Origin of the sequence: Pantoea sp. Ap-870, assembly GCF_011752515.1 — a bacterium.
GTDB classification, from domain to species: Bacteria; Pseudomonadota; Gammaproteobacteria; order Enterobacterales; family Enterobacteriaceae; genus Pantoea; species Pantoea dispersa.
The window spans coordinates 62922-80419 of sequence record NZ_VWXG01000007.1 but is presented as its reverse complement, the minus strand read 5'-3'; the positions used below and the strand labels follow the sequence as shown (position 1 = coordinate 80419).

The 17498-nt window shown below is 59.4% G+C and carries 17 protein-coding genes; 13 read left to right on the top strand and 4 right to left on the bottom strand.

All coding sequences use genetic code 11. From position 1 onward, the window contains the following. Positions 1–93: 93 nt before the first annotated feature. The 3 genes from hslO to F3J41_RS17210 form a co-directional block, all read right to left on the bottom strand. Positions 94–966 carry an Hsp33 family molecular chaperone HslO gene (gene hslO, locus F3J41_RS17220; protein ID WP_021507412.1) on the bottom strand — a complete coding sequence of 291 codons (873 nt, stop codon included), beginning with the start codon at positions 964–966 and terminating at the stop codon, positions 94–96. 25 nt (positions 967–991) lie between these two features. Continuing rightward, a complete protein-coding gene (hslR, locus tag F3J41_RS17215; RefSeq protein ID WP_166711869.1) occupies positions 992–1393 on the bottom strand; it encodes a ribosome-associated heat shock protein Hsp15 in 402 nt (133 codons plus the stop codon). Positions 1394–1632: 239 nt separating this feature from the next. Continuing rightward, a complete protein-coding gene (locus F3J41_RS17210) occupies positions 1633–3774 on the bottom strand; it encodes an intracellular growth attenuator family protein (protein ID WP_166711867.1) in 2142 nt (713 codons plus the stop codon). 398 nt (positions 3775–4172) lie between these two features. Between F3J41_RS17210 and nudE the strand changes: the two genes are divergently transcribed. Beyond that, positions 4173–4739, top strand: a complete 567-nt coding sequence (gene nudE, locus F3J41_RS17205) for an ADP compounds hydrolase NudE (RefSeq protein WP_021507415.1) — start codon at positions 4173–4175, stop codon at positions 4737–4739. A gap of 83 nt (positions 4740–4822) precedes the next feature. On the opposite strand, the gene mrcA is transcribed toward nudE, so the two are convergent. Further along, on the bottom strand, positions 4823–7372 hold the full coding sequence (gene mrcA / locus F3J41_RS17200; protein WP_031279687.1) for a peptidoglycan glycosyltransferase/peptidoglycan DD-transpeptidase MrcA: 2550 nt from the start codon (positions 7370–7372) through the stop codon (positions 4823–4825). 148 nt (positions 7373–7520) lie between these two features. On the opposite strand from mrcA, the gene pilM reads away from it, so the two are divergent. From pilM to trpS, 12 genes are all read left to right on the top strand, one after another. Then, the gene (gene pilM / locus F3J41_RS17195; RefSeq protein WP_150360747.1) at positions 7521–8330 is read left to right on the top strand and encodes a type IV pilus biogenesis protein PilM; all 810 of its coding nucleotides are present in this window, start codon (positions 7521–7523) and stop codon (positions 8328–8330) included. Beyond that, the gene (locus tag F3J41_RS17190) at positions 8330–8872 is read left to right on the top strand and encodes a PilN domain-containing protein (protein WP_058770966.1); all 543 of its coding nucleotides are present in this window, start codon (positions 8330–8332) and stop codon (positions 8870–8872) included. Before pilM ends, F3J41_RS17190 begins: the two co-directional genes overlap by 1 nt. Beyond that, positions 8865–9353, top strand: a complete 489-nt coding sequence (locus F3J41_RS17185) for a hypothetical protein (protein ID WP_058770967.1) — start codon at positions 8865–8867, stop codon at positions 9351–9353. The genes F3J41_RS17190 and F3J41_RS17185 overlap by 8 nt, the downstream gene beginning before the upstream one ends. Beyond that, positions 9343–9723: a HofP DNA utilization family protein gene (locus F3J41_RS17180; protein WP_150360746.1), complete on the top strand. Its 381-nt coding sequence runs from the start codon at positions 9343–9345 to the stop codon at positions 9721–9723. Before F3J41_RS17185 ends, F3J41_RS17180 begins: the two co-directional genes overlap by 11 nt. Continuing rightward, positions 9665–10924, top strand: coding sequence for a DNA uptake porin HofQ (gene hofQ, locus F3J41_RS17175; RefSeq protein WP_150360745.1), 1260 nt, complete (start codon positions 9665–9667; stop codon positions 10922–10924). The genes F3J41_RS17180 and hofQ overlap by 59 nt, the downstream gene beginning before the upstream one ends. 481 nt (positions 10925–11405) lie before the next feature. Next, positions 11406–11927 carry a shikimate kinase AroK gene (aroK, locus tag F3J41_RS17170; protein ID WP_010617392.1) on the top strand — a complete coding sequence of 174 codons (522 nt, stop codon included), beginning with the start codon at positions 11406–11408 and terminating at the stop codon, positions 11925–11927. Between the two features lie 39 nt (positions 11928–11966). Continuing rightward, positions 11967–13055 carry a 3-dehydroquinate synthase gene (gene aroB, locus F3J41_RS17165; RefSeq protein WP_166711865.1) on the top strand — a complete coding sequence of 363 codons (1089 nt, stop codon included), beginning with the start codon at positions 11967–11969 and terminating at the stop codon, positions 13053–13055. Positions 13056–13149: 94 nt separating this feature from the next. Continuing rightward, complete coding sequence (locus F3J41_RS17160) at positions 13150–14157, top strand: SPOR domain-containing protein (protein WP_166711863.1); 1008 nt, start codon at positions 13150–13152, stop codon at positions 14155–14157. A 96-nt stretch (positions 14158–14253) separates the two neighbouring features. Further along, positions 14254–15066 carry an adenine-specific DNA-methyltransferase gene (gene dam / locus F3J41_RS17155; protein WP_021507424.1) on the top strand — a complete coding sequence of 271 codons (813 nt, stop codon included), beginning with the start codon at positions 14254–14256 and terminating at the stop codon, positions 15064–15066. Positions 15067–15131: 65 nt separating this feature from the next. Beyond that, entirely contained in the window at positions 15132–15815 is a 684-nt protein-coding gene (rpe, locus tag F3J41_RS17150) for a ribulose-phosphate 3-epimerase (RefSeq protein ID WP_021507425.1), read from the top strand. Next, positions 15799–16476, top strand: a complete 678-nt coding sequence (locus tag F3J41_RS17145; protein ID WP_021507426.1) for a phosphoglycolate phosphatase — start codon at positions 15799–15801, stop codon at positions 16474–16476. The genes rpe and F3J41_RS17145 overlap by 17 nt, the downstream gene beginning before the upstream one ends. A gap of 15 nt (positions 16477–16491) precedes the next feature. Then, entirely contained in the window at positions 16492–17496 is a 1005-nt protein-coding gene (gene trpS, locus F3J41_RS17140) for a tryptophan--tRNA ligase (protein WP_058770971.1), read from the top strand. The last annotated feature ends 2 nt before the right edge of the window (positions 17497–17498 follow it).

Here is a 17498-nt window from a genome sequence, read left to right as displayed (position 1 = left end):
AAACTAAAGTTAGCGTAAATTAGTTAATTTCCGTGAAAAATCATAGCGCTACCCCGGCGGAAAATACGGGCGGCGTCACCGCCCGTTTGCTGATTAATGCAGTTGATCGCTATTGCCGGAGGGAGCGTTACGAATAGCAGCAATATCCACGGCGTCGTACACATAGTGCGTGCCGCAGTAGTCGCAGTGCATATCGATTTTGCCGTCTTCGACCAGAATCTCATCCACTTCCTCTGGCGGCAGCGTTTTCAGCACTTCACCGCAGCGTTCGCGCGAGCAGGTGCATTTGAAGCTGACCGGCGCCGGATCGTAAACCGTGGCTTCTTCCTGATGATAGAGACGCCACAGTACGTCAGTCGCGGGCAGCTCAATCAGCTCTTCGCTCTTCACGGTTTCGGTTAACGTGGCCAGATGGTTAAAGTCATCCAGGTTGGGCTCCTGCGCGGGCAGCACCTGCAGCAGAATACCGGCTGCGCCTTTCTCGCTGGTGCGAATGAACAGGCGGGTTGGCAACTGCTCGGAACGCATGAAGTAATCTTCCAGACAGCCCGCCAGCGTATCGGCTTCCAGGCCGACCACGCCCTGATAGCGCTCGCCTTTCTCAGGCGAAATGGTGATCACCAGATAGCCGTTACCCACCATCTGCTTCAGGCTGCTGCCGGCGGCAATCTCCGCATCCTCTTTCAGGCGCGCCACGCCGCGCAGCTCCTGGCGGTTATTTCCGTTGATCACCGCCATGCTCAGCGGGCCATCGCCCTGCAGCTGCACGGTGATGTCGCCGTCAAATTTCAGCGTGGCGGTGAGCAGGCTGGTGGCGACCAGCAGTTCGCCCAGCAGCGTTTTGACCGGCTCGGCGTAGTCGTGATTCTGCACGATGTCGCGCCAGGTTTGAGATGCGTTGACCAGCTCGCCGCGCACGGCGACGTTTTCAAACAGGTAACGATGCAGTTGATCTTGAACAGACATAAGGTTTCTCTCGTGGGGGCGCGAGTTATTCATCGCCCGACAATTTAAATTTCAGCAGATCGCGGCGCTCTTTTTTATCCGGGCGACGATCGGGATGCGGCATGGTCAGGGCATTCATTTTGCGCGCCAGCGCGTTCTTTTCGCGCTTTTCGATGCTGGAGGCCGTCTCCGCGTACATCTGCTGCGCTTCGCTGGCCGGACGCCGCTGGTCGCCGATGGCGGTGATAATCACCGTGCGCTCATCGTTGCCCTGACGCAGCGTCAGCTCGGCCTGCAGTTCGACCACTTTGCCCGGTTTGCTGCGCTGGCCGTTGTAATGCACTTTGCCGCCTTCAATCATGTCGCGAGCCAGCGCGCGGGTTTTATAGAAGCGCGCGGCCCACAGCCATTTATCAAGGCGGACGCCTTCACTGGTTTTCTCTTTCATTGCGGCTCCTGCTGTTACGCTGCGTCGCGCCGTGTGGCGATCGGTCGCACACGGTCGCATGACGCCGGAAAGATGGATCGGGCCGGTGCCGGATACCCAAAGGTATGGGTACAACGTGATAAATCAAGGGCGAGGTGCCGTTGCGGGCTGCCGATCCATCGCCAATCTCTTAAGCGTAATCGGCATTTTGTTTTCCGCCCTGAAAAACAGGGCGACAGGGTAGCACAGAAGGCGGAGGGTCAGAACAGCGAGCGCACGCTCTGCATAGTGCTGAGGTTGTGGTTAAAGCACTTGTCATAATACTGCTGAATTTGCGCCATACGCAGGCGGTTGCGGTGGATGCGGCGCAGCGCCAGCAAGCCGTTGCTGACGGCACTGACAATCAGCACCAGCATCAGCAGCGCGGTGCCCAGATAGCGCCACTGCGCCATGGCGTCGGGCTCATTGTGCAGGGCGATATGACGCGTGCCGTTGGCATCGGTGGTAATGCTGGTAATGATACCGCTGGCGGTAAACGGCGTGTGCAGCAGCATGCCGGACAGGCGCTGCAGTTCGTGCCATTGTGAAGGGGCGTCGAGATCGAACAGCGCCACCGACGGCTGCGGCTGGTTTACCATCTGCCGGCCTTCATCGCTAATGATCAGGAATCCGCCCGGCGGCGGGCTGTTCAGGGTTTCCGCCGCGCGACGCGTCTCCCGCGAGAAGAAGGTCGAGGTGGCGGTGTTCACCAGATTCTCCAGCGCTTCGGCGCTTACCGGGCGCAGCAGCACGTTCATGCCGTTAAGCTTGCCGGAATCCGCACGGTGAATCAGCGTATCCCAGTCCTTGGCGTTACCAAGATTGACCAGCGCATTTTTCAGGCGCACGCAGTCCTGCTGCTGGCTGCACAGCTGCTGGGTTTTCAGCACCAGGTCGGAGAAATCATCCAGCAGGATCATGCCTGATTTCTGAATCGCCGACGCCAGCTGCGGGTTAAGTTTCGGGTCGGTGTTGGTTTCCGGATGCAGCTGCTGCGTGGTGGTCTCCAGCAGCGCGGCGGCCTTATCGATGATGTCGGACTGCGGCAGCGGCAGCGGCGCAGCGTTGTTCCAGTAAATCGCCGAGCAGTCGAACGGCATGTAGCCGTAGCTGCGGTTGCTCTGGTAATTGCCCGGAACCGAGCACATGCCGGTGCCGCTCACTTTCAGGCTATCGCCAATGTGCAGCGGCAGGGCAGCGAGTTTATCGACGCTGTTCACTTCCACGCTCTCAGTCCCTTTTAACCAGGCGAGGCTGAGTTTGATCGGCATGCTGAGCGGAATCCAGCTCACCAGCATCACCAGCACCAGCAGCGAACCGCACGCCAGCACCAGGTTTTTACGCCAGCGCTGTACCGGGAAGTTGCGGACTTCATCCTGCAGCGACAGGAAGCGCCCCTGGCGTACCACCTGACGATTCAGGTAGATATCCACATCTGTCACCTGGCCCAGGTCGTGCGCCACATAAGGCTGCCAGTGTGCCGGATAGATTAAGTCGATGATGCCGAGCGAAATGTTGCTCTGCTCCTGATTGGATTCGCCAAACAGACCCCAGCGCTTCGGTGCGCCGCGCAGACAGTGCACATCACGCAGCCCTTTTTCACCGGGGAATCGATACATAAACCACAGGCTGACAGCAACGATCGCGCCGGCGGGCAGCGCAATCCACAGCATCAGGCTGCCGGGCAGCACCAGGCTGAGGAAAAACAGCAGGAAGGCGCAGCAAATGGCGCTTGCTTCACGTGTGCCGTCGGCGCGCGACAGCTGATACTCTTCCGGCGACTCTTTGCGCACCTGCAGCAGCTCGACGTTTTCGCTCTCCTCTTTACGAATCGAAGCGTTGGTCGACATCGGCCGCACCAGCGGTGGCAGCGCCGGTTGTTCCACCGCATAGTTCACCAGCGAGTGGCCGTTGAGCGAGATCACCAGCGGCAGGGTCTGGGTGCGGATCAGCTCGACGTAGTTTTCTTCAGCGATGTACTGCTCCCACAGCGGCGGCAGATGCACCTCGACTTCATCCAGGTAGTAGCGCCATTTGTGGGGCTCGTCAGTGGAGAGGCCGTAACGGGTGATGGAGCGGGTAACGGGATAAACATTATTGCTCTGTGCGGTCAGCGCCAGCGCTTCGGGTTCCCGTGACGATCGGGTCGATCGCCCGCCGCTGTGCTGACGTGCTTTACCCAGCGACGCAATATACTTCTCAACGGCAGCGCGTTCTTCATCGGTGAGTTTACGGCAGGGCGGACTGATAAACGGCAGTGGTTTCGCCAACGGCGGACGATGCCGCATAGCGTACCAGTAGCCGATTCCGGCCACTAACGAACAGGCCAGCATGACAGCCAGAATGACGATAAGAGTGCTCATGCTTTGCTCAATCCAGCCAAAAAACTGCCGTCACGTTTACGATGTGCTCCCGGTAAAACCTGCAATACGAGTCAATTTTGGCGAGCAGAAGTCATTCTGACAAGAGGCAAATGAAACAAAATACCGCGCAAAATCATTGTATTATAAATTTGTTAGATTATTCCTTAACGGGATGGTACTCACAAGTCCCTCAATTAAACATCGGTATTATCCGAATTTGCTGCTACCCCGTTGACTTATTGTGAAAATCTTACTGTGCAGATAACAAGAAGTTGTTAGCGGCAGCGAACAAATGTATGTCACCATGATTGACCCGCGCTGCGTGTCGCACAATGCCGCGGGCTTCGGTATGCTGACGTCATCGCGTTTCACAAGGCTGTGCTAAGTTTGAGGCTGATATGACCACTCCCCTGAAAAAACCTGACATCCTCAACGTGGAAGCGGTGGCCCGCTCCCGCCTGTTTACCATCGAAGCGGTTGATCTCGCCTTCAGCAACGGTGCGCGTCGCGTCTATGAGCGCATGAAGCCCTCCGATCGTGAAGCGGTGATGATTGTGCCGATCATTGGCGATGACGTGATCCTGATCCAGGAGTACGCCGTCGGACTGGAAACCTATGAGCTGGGCTTCCCGAAAGGTTTAATCGATCCTGGTGAAAGCGCTTTTGAAGCCGCCAACCGTGAGCTAAAAGAAGAAGTGGGCTTTGGCGCGCATCAGCTGGAAGCGCTGGGCAAACTCACCATGGCGCCGTCCTATTTCTCCAGCAAGATGAATATCGTGGTAGCTGAAGGGTTGTACGAAGAGAAGCTGGAAGGGGATGAGCCGGAGCCGCTGATTGTACGCCGCTGGCCGCTCAGCAATCTGCTGGCGCTGCTGGAAGAGCCGGATTTTCGCGAGGCGCGTAACGTCAGCGCGCTGTTTATGGTGCGTGAGTGGCTGGTGAAGCAGGGGCGGTTGAGTTATTGAGGACACCTGGCGGCGCAATAAAAGGCGCGGAAAGTCGCACGGGGTAAAAACAAAAAGCCGGGGATTTCCCCCGGCTTTTTTGATCAAAACAGTTCGTGGCTTTCACCGTTGTCCATGATGGTGGTGCCCACATCATGCACCGAATACTCGGTCGGCTGGGTGCCGTTAATGAAGTACTCCTGACGGGTGTTGCCGCCACCGTTGGCCAGCTTGCCGGTGCTGCGGTCAATGGTCACCGTCACCACGCCGTCCGGCGGTGTCAGCGGCTGCACCGGCACACCATCCAGCGCCACTTTCATGTAATCATCCCATGCCGGCTGCGCACTCTTCGCGCCGCCTTCGTAGCCGGAGATCTGATCCGGAATCGCACCCGATACCGTGGTGCGTCCCAGCGCGCGCGAATCATCGAAGCCAATCCACACCGACGTCACGACGCCCGGACCATAACCGGAGAACCAGGCGTCTTTGGAACTGTTAGTGGTACCGGTTTTGCCGCCGATATCGTTGCGCTTCAGATCGCGGCCGGCACGCCAGCCGGTTCCCATCCAGCCCGGTTCACCGAAGATGTTAGAGTTCAGCGCGCTCTTGATCAGGAACGCCAGCGGCGTGTTGATCACGTGCGGCGCATACTGCTGATCGCCGGCCGGCTGCGGCTGCGCCGGTACCTGCTCCAGCTCGGGCTGCGGCACGGTCTGATTCTGCTGCTGATTCGAGGTGGCGACGTTTTCCACGCTCTCTTCATTCAGCGCCACCGACTTTTTGGTGTCGCCATAGATCACCGGCAGATTGCACTGCGGGCAGGCGATCTTCGGCTGCGCCTGGAAAATCACGCCGCCCTGTTCGTTCTCGATCTTCGCGATGAAGTAAGGATCGACCAGGAAGCCACCGTTGGCCATCACCGCATAGCCGCGCGCCACCTGCATTGGCGTGAAGGATGCGGCGCCCAGAGCCAGCGACTCGGTATGGATAATGTTCTGCGCCGGGAAGCCAAAGCGCTGCAGATACTCAGCGGCGTAATCAACGCCCATGGCACGCATCGCGCGCACCATTACCACGTTTTTCGACTCACCCAGCCCCTGGCGTAAACGAATCGGACCCGCATAAGTCGGCGGCGAGTTTTTTGGTCGCCAGTCTGCGCCGGCACCGGCATCCCAGCGTGAAATCGGCACGTCGTTGAGGATGGAGGCCAGCGTCAGGCCGCGGTCCATGGCGGCGGTATACAGGAACGGCTTGATGTTCGAGCCGACCTGACGCAGCGCCTGGGTGGCGCGGTTGAACATACTCTGGTTGAAGTCAAAACCGCCCACCAGCGCGCGTACCGCACCGTCTTCCGGATTAAGCGACACCAGCGCCGAGTTCACCAGCGGCACCTGTCCCAGCCACCATGCATCCCCGACTTTACGTACCCAAATCTGCTGGCCAGCCTGCAGCACCTGAGTGACGCTGCGCGGCGTCGGGCCCTGCAGGGTGTCGGATTTATACGGACGCGCCCAGCGCACGCCGGCTAAAGTCAGCGAAACGCTGCTGCCATCTTTCAGCATGGCGGTGGCTTCGTCGGCGCTGGCGCTGGTGACCACGGCGGCATTCAGCGGACCGTAGACCGGCAGATTTTTCAGCGTATTGACGATGCGGGTGTGATCCCAGCTGGCTTCACCCACTTTCCACAGCACGTTGGTCGGACCGCGATAGCCGTGACGCATATCGTACGCCATCACGTTGTTACGCACCGCCTGCTGTGCGGCTTCCTGCAGATGGCGGGTCACGGTGGTATACACCTTGTAGCCATCGTCATAGGCGCTGTCGCCGTAGCGTTTCACCATCTCCTGACGCACTAACTCGGTGAGATACGGTGCAGAGAAGGCAATTTCCGGGCCGTGATAGCTGGCGGTCAGCGGCGTGTTGCGCGCGTCGTTATACTGCTGCTGCGTGATGTAGTTCTGATCCAGCATGCGAGCCAGCACCACATTACGGCGCGCCAGCGCACGGGCATGGGAATAGAGCGGGTTAAAGGTCGACGGCGCTTTCGGCAGGCCGGCGATCATCGCCATCTCACTCAGCGACAGCTGATCGACCGGTTTACCGAAGTACACCTGCGCCGCCGCACCGACGCCGTAAGCGCGATAGCCGAGATAGATTTTATTCAGATACAGCTCAAGGATTTCATCCTTACTCAGCAACTGCTCGATGCGAATCGCCAGGAAGGCTTCCTTGATTTTACGCATCAGCGTGCGTTCAGGGCTGAGGAAGAAGTTACGCGCCAGCTGCTGCGTAATGGTACTGGCGCCCTGCGAGGCGTGGCCGGAGACCAGCGCGATGCTGGCGGCGCGGAAAATCCCCACCGGATCGACGCCGTGATGCTCATAAAAGCGGCTGTCTTCGGTGGCGATAAACGCTTTGATTAGCTCAGGCGGCATCTGTTGCAGGGTGAGCGGGATACGGCGCTTTTCACCGTACTGGGCGATCAGCTCGCCATCCGCGCTGTAAACCTGCATCGGGGTTTGCAGGCGCACATCTTTCAATGTGTTCACATCAGGCAGCTGCGGCTCTATGTATTTGTACAAACCATAAACCGTGCCGGCTCCCAGCAAAATGCAACACACTGCAAGGATCAATAAATACTTTACGAACTTCACCTGAGAATTCCCATCTGTTGGCGTTTGGGCAGTTTATAAACAATCGCGCGGTAGTATAAAGGCAAGCCTGACGCTTTGATATACCCGTCAATCTTCATGCAATGCGGGTAATCATCCTTTTCCCTGTAACGATAAGGAGATCGCGCGCATGGCTTTTCAGCGCTGGCAAATTGGACTGGACATCCAGAACGGGCAACTCTGCGCCCTTGGCATTGAACGACGCCGTCACGGATGGCAGCTGCGACACTGGTGGCAGCAGCCGCTGCCGCACGATACGTTACGCAACGGCGTGTTGCAAACCTCGCCAGTGTTACAGGAGATGTTGGTGCGCTGGCAACGTCATTTACCCAGGCGCTACTCACTGCGCGTTGGCCTGCCGCCGCAGCTGGTGCTGCAGCGTACGCTGCCGTTGCCGCAAACCTCACTGCGCGAGCCGGCGCTCAGCCGCTACGTTAACGCGTCCGCATCACGCCTGTTCCCGGTCGAAGCCGCCTCGCTGTCGCTGGATTACCGGCTGGGCGGCAGTGCCAGCCAGCTGCACGTCACCGCCGCGCGCCGCGACGTCATCGCCCAGTGGCTGGCGCCGCTGCAGCAGGCCGGACTGCGCCCCGACGTGTTTGAGCTGAGCAGTCTGGCACTGACGCAGATCGCCATGCGCGTTCCGCTGCGCCCGCATCAGTTGCTGATCCATCCGCTCAGCGACCACTGGCTGTGGACGCTGGCCGGCGAAAATAGCGCCTGCGGCGCGGCGACCGAACTCCTGACGCTCGCCCATCTGCGTGACACCTTTCCCCAGGCACAAACGGTGTTCTGCACCTCACCGCAGGCGTTGCCGGAGGCGGAAGTACAGCGCTGCAAGCCGCTGGCGCTGCTGCATTATCTGCAACCGCCGCTACCGGCAGAGGCGGGCGCGCTGGCGATTGCGCTAGGCCTGGCGCTGCGTCCGGAGGATTACTGATGCTGGCGGTCAATTTGCTCCCGTGGCGGGCACAGCAGTTGCTGCTACGCCGCCAGCACAGTGTGGCGCTGCTGGTTGCCGTGCTGCTGGTAACGCTGTTACTCACGCTGCTGCTGTGGTGGCGCGCTGAACAGCGGCTCCAGCATGCAGCCCGGCAGCACACCGATATGACCATACAGCTCCAGCAGATCCAGCAACGGCTGGCGCAACAGCAAACGCTGATGGCGCAGCGGGATGACCTGTTACGCAGGCAGCAGGCGCAGCAACAGCGGCTGCAGCAGCATCAACGCTGGCAGCAGTTCTGGCAGCAACTGCCCGCGCTGATGCCGGAGACGCTGTGGCTGAGTCGCGTGGAGCGGCGTCAGGGGCAACTGGTGCTGGACGGTCTGGCGCAGAGCCTGGCTGACGTCAGCGCGTTCCGCCAGCAGCTGCAGACGCAGCCGCTGTTTGCGGCGGTGAAGCAGGGCAGCGTACAGCGTCAGGCGCAGGGGGATTACCGCTTCGCGCTGCGCGCCCGGCTGCAGGAGGCGACCGATGAATGAGCTCATCCAGCGCTGGCTGCAGCTGGCACTGACGTGGCGGATAGCCAGCCTGCAGCTGCTGGCGCTGCTGCTACTCGGGCTGGCGTGGCTACTGCTGCTGCGTCCGCAACAGCAGCAATTCAGCACGCTGCAACAGCAGCTGTCACAACTGGCGCAGCAGCACCAGCAACGTCAGCAGCAGCTGGACGCGCGACCGGCCATCGAACAGCTCCAGGCGGAGATCGCAACGCTGCAGCCAGCGGCAACGGCGGCGTCCGTATCGTTAGAGCAACTGGTGGCGGCGCGCGGCAATCAGCTCGAGGCCTGGCATCCGGACAGCCAGCCACAGCAGCTGGCGCTGCGCCTGAGCTGGCCGCAATTTCTGCCGCTGTTCAGCGGGCTGGCTGCGACGGCGTTAGCGGTGCCACAGCGTTTTCAGCTGCAGGCGGAGCAGGGCGTGTTACACAGCGAGTTCTGGCTGGAGAGTGACGATGCGGAGTAGCGCACTGGTGTTACTGCTGTGCAGCAGCTGGGCGCTGGCGCGCGATCCGTTCCAGCCGCTGACTGCCAGCCAGTGTCAGGCGCCCGCTGCCGTACCGCAGGGCTGGCGATTACAGGGCATCATTGGTCGCGCGCCGCACTTTGTGGCCTGGCTGGTTTCACCGCAGGGCAAACGTCAGCGGCTGAGTGCACCAGCTGCTTTTCCGATGGCACCGTGGCAGGTAACGCAGCTCAGTGCACATACGCTGGTACTGAGTGCCCCGCAGAGCTGTCCGCCGCAGCACATTACATGGGTAATAAAAGGAGGATTTTATGAAAAGGATGATGCTGCTGCTGTGGCTGGCGCTGAGCAGTCCGCTGCACGCCGCTGATCAGCCCCTGAGCCTGGTATTTGATGATGCGCCGGTCGAGCGCATTCTGCAGGCGCTGGCTGACTATCAGCAAACCAACCTGCTGATCGCGCCGGGCGTGGAGGGGCGGCTGTCGCTGCGACTCGATAACGTCGGCTGGGAGCGCGCACTGGCGCTGGTCACGCGGCTGGCGAAACTCACGGTGATCCAGGAGGAGGGTGTGCTGCTGGTCTATCCGGAGAGCTGGCAGCAGCGACAGGCACAGCAGGCACAAGCGGAGCGTGAAGAGAAGCAGCTGCAGGCGCCGCTTGAGCAGCGCACCGTCACGCTGCACTACGCCAGCGCCAGCGATGTTTACCGCAGCCTGCAGGCGGAACGCTCGCTGATGACGCCGCGCGGCAGCGTGACGGTGGATAGCCGTACCAACAGCCTGTTGCTGCGGGACAGCGCGCAGGCGCTGCGCGACACCGAGCGCTGGCTGCAGGCGCTGGATCTGCCGCTGGAGCAGGTGGAGCTGTCAGCGCACATTGTTACCATCAATGAAGAGCATCTGCGCGAGCTCGGCGTCAGCTGGAGCACCGCACCCGGCGATGTCGTCACCGGGGCGCTGCGCAATCCGCAGCTGCTGGTGCCGCTGACGGTGAGCAATCCGGCGATACGCGCCGGCATCACGCTCGGACCGATGAGTGGCGAACTGCTTAACCTGGAGCTGAGCGCGCTGGAGCAGGAGAACCAGATCGAAATCATCGCCAGCCCGCGGCTGTTTACCTCACACCAGCAGACCGCCACCATCAAGCAGGGCACCGAAATTCCCTACGAGGTGAAATCCGGTAACAGCGGTGCGACGGCGATTGAGTTCAAAGAGGCGGTGCTGGGCATGGAGGTGACGCCAGTAGTATTGGGCAACGGGCGTATTCAGCTCACGCTGCGGCTGAGCCAGAACATGCCGGGTCGCAGCCTGACGATGGGGGAAAGTCAGGTGCTGAGCATTGATAAGCAGGAAATCGCCACTCAGGTGACGCTGCGCGACGGTGAAACGCTGGCGCTGGGCGGTATTTTCCAGCAGCAGCGCACCCAGGGCGAAAAGCGCGTGCCGTGGCTGGGCGAGGTGCCGCTGCTCGGCAGTCTGTTTCGTCAGCAGACCGACGAGCGCAAAAAACGTGAGCTGGTGATCTTCATCACGCCGCGACTGGTCAGGGAAGCAGCGCTTACCGCCGGATAAAGCGGAAAATTCGCTCCATATGACCAACTGCGTTGACGCAGGGCAGGAATTAGCATACAAGGTTTAGCGATTTTAAAACGGTGTAACGGAACGCGGCAGGATAACCTTCCGGCGGGTGTCAGTGACAAGCGATACTGGCATCGAAAGAAATATGCCCGAATTTTGGGTGGTACAGGACGTCAGCAACGGCACCTATTCCACAGTTTACGCAGGTAAGCTGTCGGGAGCGACAGGCCCAGCCAGCGCACCTGTAGCGCGCACAAGGATGGCAAAAAAGGAAGAGCGTTACCGTCTCGCGAACCACAGACCGGTCCTGTTTGAAGGTCGCCGGGGGCAATTTATTCGGTTGCCAAACGGCCATGAGTGTTGAGATAATTTTCCGTCTGACTCTTGCTAACGCTCATGAGGTCTCAGTTCCTGTCCCGCCAGCAATGTGCTGAACGCGGGGTATCATCAACGAATTCTTAGTAATACCGACAAAATGGCAGAGAAACGCAATATCTTTCTGGTTGGGCCGATGGGTGCCGGCAAAAGCACTATTGGTCGTCAGTTAGCTCAGCAACTCAATATGGAATTTTTCGATTCCGATCAGGAAATTGAGCGACGTACCGGAGCGGATGTAGGCTGGGTATTTGATGTGGAAGGCGAAGCCGGTTTTCGCGATCGTGAAGAGAAAATCATCAACGAGCTGACCGAGAAACAGGGCATTGTCCTGGCGACCGGTGGCGGCTCCGTCAAATCCCGTGAAACCCGTAATCGTCTCTCCGCCCGCGGTGTGGTCGTCTACCTCGAAACCACCATCGAAAAGCAACTTGCCCGCACTCAGCGTGATAAAAAGCGTCCGCTGCTGCAGGTTGACGAACCGCCGCGCGAAGTACTGGAAGCGCTGGCTGGCGAACGTAATCCGCTTTATGAAGAGATCGCTGACGTCACCATTCGCACTGACGATCAAAGTGCAAAAGTTGTCGCCAATCAGATCATCAACATGCTGGAAAAAAATTAATCCAGCACCCTGAGGGCTCAGCAATAGGTATCGGTCATCATGGAGAAGATCACTGTCTCACTAGGGGATCGCAGTTACCCCATCACCATCGCTGCCGGACTGTTTAACGATCCGGCTTCTTTTTGGCCGCTGAAAGCCGGCGACAATGCCATGCTGGTGACGAATCAGACGCTGGCACCGATCTATCTGGACAAACTCGCGACGCTGCTGAGCGACGCCGGGGTGAAAGTGGATCAGGTGATTCTGCCGGACGGTGAGCAGTACAAAACGCTGGCGGTGATGGACGAGGTTTTCACCGCGCTACTGCAGAAGCCGCACGGCCGTGACACCACGCTGATTGCGCTGGGCGGTGGCGTGATTGGCGATCTGACCGGTTTTGCGGCCGCCAGCTACCAGCGCGGCGTACGCTTTATTCAGGTGCCGACCACCTTGCTGTCGCAGGTTGACTCCTCGGTTGGGGGCAAAACTGCGGTGAACCATCCCCTCGGTAAAAACATGATCGGTGCTTTCTACCAGCCGGCTTCGGTGGTGGTTGATACCGACTGCCTCACTACGCTGCCGCCGCGCGAGCTGGCCTCCGGTCTGGCGGAAGTGATCAAATACGGCATCATTCTCGACGGTGAATTTTTCCAGTGGCTGGAGCAGAATCTTGATGCGCTGCTGGCGCTGGATAACACTGCCATGGCTTACTGCATTCGCCGCTGCTGCGAGCTGAAAGCCGACGTTGTGGCGGCCGACGAGCGTGAAACCGGCCTGCGTGCGCTGCTCAATCTCGGTCATACTTTTGGTCATGCGATCGAAGCGCATATGGGTTACGGCAACTGGTTGCACGGTGAAGCGGTCGCGGCGGGCATGGTGATGGCGGCGCGCACTGCTGAGCGTCTGGGTCAGTTCAGCGCTGCCGAGACTGACCGCATTATTGCGCTGCTGCAGCGTGCTGGCCTGCCGGTTAACGGCCCGGCCAGCATGACGGCAGAAGCTTATCTGCCGCACATGATGCGCGATAAAAAAGTGCTCGGCGGCGAGCTGCGTCTGGTGCTGCCTCTCGCTATTGGCCGCTCCGAAGTGCGTGGCGGCGTGGCGCATGATATGGTGCTGGCTGCGATTAACGATTGCAAAGTATCTTGATTATCCCCGTACTACGTCGGGCTGCTGTCCGGCGGGGGAACAGTGAGCAGTGATGCGGCACGTGGGAAGCGTGCCGTTTTACGGAGGAGGCTAAATGGATGAGTTCAAACCGGAAGACGAGTTAAAACCTGACGCCAGTGACCGCCGTCCCACGCGGCCTCGCAAATCGTCTTCTGCGCCGAAAGCGAAAGTACCGGTTTCCCGTCAGCATATGATGATGGGCATCGGCATTCTGGTGCTGCTGATTCTGGTGCTGGGCATTGGCTCCGCGCTGACCGGCCCGGACGAGAAGAAACCGGCCAGCAACAGCGCCAGCACCGGTAGCGCGGCTCCGGCTGGCGGCGGCAGTGAAAAGAATATCGACCTGTCAGGTTCAACCACCATGAGCGGCCAGCAGAATGCCACGCCGTCGGCTGAGGGCACCGCCGGTAACGCCGCATCCGCCGGCAGTGACGGTCAGTCCATCTCCATGCCGTCTGTCTCCTCCACGCCGACTCAGGCAGCACCGGTTGACACACCGGCCAACCAGCAGCGCGTAACGCTGCCGGGCGATCTCAATACCGCGCTGAACAATCAGCAGGGTTCCGTTGATGCCGCGGCGCAGGGCGCACAGGGCAACAGTTCGCTGCCTACCGCACCGGCAACGGTCAGCGGCAGCGCCGGCAAAGCGGTCACGCCGCCGGCGGTACGCGCTGAGACGCCACCGCGCAGCCTCGGTGCCAGCAGCAGCCACAAAACCCCGGCTGCCAGCAAACCGGCTGCAGTGAAAGAGAACAAAACGCACACCACCACCGCGCACAACAGCGCACCGGCCAGCAGTGGCGGTGCCAGCAAGTCGCTGCCATCGGGCGGCAACTACACGCTGCAGCTGAGCGGTGCGTCGAAAGAAGCGAGCCTGAACGCCTGGGCGAAGAAACAGAATCTGAGCGGTTATCACGTGTATAAAACCACGCGTAACGGCCAGCCGTGGTACGTGCTGGTGAGCGGCGCTTATGCCACACCGGCCGAAGCCAAACGTGCAGTAGCTTCACTGCCGGCGGAAGTGCGTGCGGCGAACCCGTGGGTTAAACCGCTCAGCCAGGTGAAGAAAGAGAGCCAGTAAGTGATGTGGGGCCGCGCTGCTGCGGCCCCGTTCTAAGCGCAGATCTGCTGTCGGTTTCGCCACAGCCAATAATTAAGATGTAATAGCCACGACAGCATGAAGAAAAATCGCGCTTTCCTGAAATGGGCCGGAGGGAAATACCCGCTGCTTGACGATATCCGTCGTCATCTGCCACAAGGTGATTGTTTAATCGAACCTTTTGTCGGCGCCGGTTCCGTATTCCTCAACACCGATTATGACCGTTATCACCTGGCGGACATCAACGGTGATCTGATCAATCTCTACAATATCGTCAAAACGCGCACCGCCTCGTTTATTGAAGACGCGCGCCAGCTGTTCAGCGCCAGCGGCAATACGGCGGAAACCTATTACGCCCAGCGTACGGCGTTCAACGCCAGCACGGATACCTATCAGCGCGCCGTGCTGTTTCTTTATCTCAACCGCCACGGTTACAACGGCCTGTGCCGTTACAACCTGCGCGGTGAATTTAATGTGCCCTTTGGTCGCTATCGTAAGCCGTACTTCCCGGAAGCCGAACTGTTATGGTTCGCCGAGCGCGCGCAAAAAGCCACCTTTGTCTGTGAATCGTACGATGTTACTCTGGGCAACGCCCCTGCAGGCTCAGTGGTTTATTGCGATCCGCCGTACGCGCCGCTGTCGGCGACGGCTAATTTTACCGCTTACCACACCAACAGCTTTAGCCTGCGTGAGCAGCAGCATCTGGCGGAACTGGCCAGTAAGCTGGCGCAGGAGAGCCGCATCCCGGTACTGATTTCAAACCACGATACCCTGCTGACGCGCGAGTGGTATCAGCATGCGGATTTACACGTAGTTAAAGCCCGGCGTTCCATCAGCCGAAGCATAAGTGGTCGCACTCAGGTTGACGAACTGCTGGCGCTTTTCCGCTAGCCTGTTTCGTCCGCGACCAACGCATCACGCCAGCTCCGGCTGGCGCACAAAATTGGGAGATTCGGATGAAACAATTTTTACTGGCCCCATCAATCCTTGCCGCTGATTTTGCCCGCCTGGGCGAAGATACCGCTAAAGCGCTGGAAGCGGGTGGCGACGTGGTGCATTTCGATGTGATGGATAACCACTATGTTCCCAATCTGACCATGGGGCCAATGGTGCTGAAAGCGCTGCGCGATTACGGCATCACCGCGCCCATCGATGTGCATCTGATGGTCAAACCGGTCGATGCGCTGATTCCGGAATTCGCCAAAGCGGGTGCCAGCTTCATTACTTTCCATCCCGAAGCCAGCGAGCACGTTGACCGTACGCTGCAGCTGATCAAAGAGCACGGCTGTAAAGCCGGTCTGGTGTTCAATCCGGCAACGCCGCTCAGCTATCTCGATTACGTGATGGATAAGCTCGACATCATTCTGCTGATGTCGGTCAACCCAGGCTTCGGCGGCCAGTCCTTTATTCCGGGCACGCTGGATAAACTGCGCGAAGCGCGTCGTCGCATTGACCAGAGCGGTTACCAAATCCGTCTGGAAGTGGATGGCGGCGTGAAGATCGATAACATCGGTCAGATCGCGGCGGCCGGGGCTGATATGTTTGTTGCCGGCTCGGCGATCTTCGGTCATCCGGATTACAAGAAGGTGATCGATGAGATGCGCAGCGAACTGGAGAAAGTTAATGGCTCATTTCACTGATATCCGCGCGCTGGCGTTCGATCTCGATGGCACGCTGGTGCACAGCGCGCCAGGCCTGGCACAGGCGATCGATCTGGCGCTGGCCGATTTGCAGCTGCCGCCCGCGGGCGTTGAGCGCGTCTCGACCTGGATTGGCAACGGTGCGGACATCATGATGGCGCGGGCGCTCAGCTGGGCGCTGGGCCGTGAGCCGCAGGCCGACGAGCAGCGCGACGCGCGTGCGCTGTTCGACAAACATTACGCCGCAACGGTGGAAGCCGGCAGTACGCTGTTTCCACAGGTGCAGGAGACGCTGGCTGCGCTGCATGCCAGCGGTCTGCCGCTGGCCATCGTCACCAACAAACCCACACCGTTTGTTGCTCCGCTGCTGCAGTCGCTCGGCATTGCCGACTACTTTTCTCTGATCATCGGCGGCGATGATGTGGTGGTGAAAAAACCTCATCCGGCGGCGATTTTCCTCGTTCTCGGCCGTTTTGGCGTGCTTCCAGGACAATTGCTGTTTGTCGGTGATTCGCGCAATGATATTCTCGCTGCCCAGGCGGCGGGCGTGCCGAACGTTGCGATGACCTTCGGCTACAACTACGGTGAGCCGATTGCCACCAGCCAGCCCGATTTAACTCTCGATACTTTTAGCGAACTTTTGCCCGTTCTCGGGCTGTGATTATCAGGACATAACATGAGCAAACCCATCGTTTTCAGCGGCGCCCAGCCTTCCGGTGAACTGACCATTGGCAACTACATGGGTGCGCTGCGTCAGTGGGTGCAGATGCAGGATGATTTCCACTGCATTTACTGCATCGTCGATCTGCACGCCATCACCGTTCGTCAGGACCCGGCCGCGCTGCGCAAAGCCACGCTGGATACGCTGGCGCTGTACCTTGCCTGCGGTATCGATCCGGAAAAAAGCACCATCTTCGTGCAGTCGCACGTACCGGAGCACGCGCAGCTGAGCTGGGTATTGAACTGTTACGCTTACTTCGGCGAACTGAGCCGCATGACGCAGTTCAAGGACAAATCGGCACGTTACGAAGAGAACATCAACGCCGGTCTGTTCGATTATCCGGTGCTGATGGCGGCCGATATTCTGCTGTATCAGACTAACCAGGTACCGGTCGGCGAAGATCAGAAGCAGCACCTTGAGCTGAGCCGCGATATCGCCGCGCGCTTCAATGCGCTGTACGGCGACGTGTTTAAAATTCCTGAGCCGTTTATTCCGAAGTCCGGCGCGCGCGTGATGTCACTGCTGGAGCCGACGAAGAAGATGTCGAAATCCGATGACAACCGCAACAACGTGATTGGTCTGCTGGAAGACACCAAATCGGTGGTGAAGAAGATTAAGCGTGCAGTGACCGACTCGGAAGAGCCGCCGGTGGTGCGTTACGACATCAAAGAGAAAGCGGGCGTGTCTAACCTGCTGGATATCCTGTCAGGCGTGACCGGTAAGTCGATTGCGCAGCTGGAGCAGGAGTTCGAAGGCAAAATGTATGGTCACCTGAAAGGCGCGGTGGCAGATGCTGTGTCTGAGATGCTGACTGAGCTGCAGGAGCGCTATCATCGTTTCCGCAATGACGAAGCGTTCCTCAACCAGGTGATGCGCGATGGCGCAGCGAAAGCCCGTGCGCATGCCCAGGAAACGCTGAAGAAAGTGTATGACGCCGTAGGCTTCGTGGCGCAGCCATAAGC

Coding starts and splice junctions, on each gene's coding strand:
- hslO (WP_021507412.1), bottom strand. CDS start 966: ATGTCTGTTCAAGATCAACTGCATCGTTACCTGTTTGAAAACGTCGCC.
- hslR (WP_166711869.1), bottom strand. CDS start 1,393: ATGAAAGAGAAAACCAGTGAAGGCGTCCGCCTTGATAAATGGCTGTGG.
- F3J41_RS17210 (WP_166711867.1), bottom strand. CDS start 3,774: ATGAGCACTCTTATCGTCATTCTGGCTGTCATGCTGGCCTGTTCGTTA.
- nudE (WP_021507415.1), top strand. CDS start 4,173: ATGACCACTCCCCTGAAAAAACCTGACATCCTCAACGTGGAAGCGGTG.
- pilM (WP_150360747.1), top strand. CDS start 7,521: ATGGCTTTTCAGCGCTGGCAAATTGGACTGGACATCCAGAACGGGCAA.
- F3J41_RS17190 (WP_058770966.1), top strand. CDS start 8,330: ATGCTGGCGGTCAATTTGCTCCCGTGGCGGGCACAGCAGTTGCTGCTA.
- F3J41_RS17185 (WP_058770967.1), top strand. CDS start 8,865: ATGAATGAGCTCATCCAGCGCTGGCTGCAGCTGGCACTGACGTGGCGG.
- F3J41_RS17180 (WP_150360746.1), top strand. CDS start 9,343: ATGCGGAGTAGCGCACTGGTGTTACTGCTGTGCAGCAGCTGGGCGCTG.
- hofQ (WP_150360745.1), top strand. CDS start 9,665: ATGAAAAGGATGATGCTGCTGCTGTGGCTGGCGCTGAGCAGTCCGCTG.
- aroK (WP_010617392.1), top strand. CDS start 11,406: ATGGCAGAGAAACGCAATATCTTTCTGGTTGGGCCGATGGGTGCCGGC.
- aroB (WP_166711865.1), top strand. CDS start 11,967: ATGGAGAAGATCACTGTCTCACTAGGGGATCGCAGTTACCCCATCACC.
- F3J41_RS17160 (WP_166711863.1), top strand. CDS start 13,150: ATGGATGAGTTCAAACCGGAAGACGAGTTAAAACCTGACGCCAGTGAC.
- dam (WP_021507424.1), top strand. CDS start 14,254: ATGAAGAAAAATCGCGCTTTCCTGAAATGGGCCGGAGGGAAATACCCG.
- rpe (WP_021507425.1), top strand. CDS start 15,132: ATGAAACAATTTTTACTGGCCCCATCAATCCTTGCCGCTGATTTTGCC.
- F3J41_RS17145 (WP_021507426.1), top strand. CDS start 15,799: ATGGCTCATTTCACTGATATCCGCGCGCTGGCGTTCGATCTCGATGGC.
- trpS (WP_058770971.1), top strand. CDS start 16,492: ATGAGCAAACCCATCGTTTTCAGCGGCGCCCAGCCTTCCGGTGAACTG.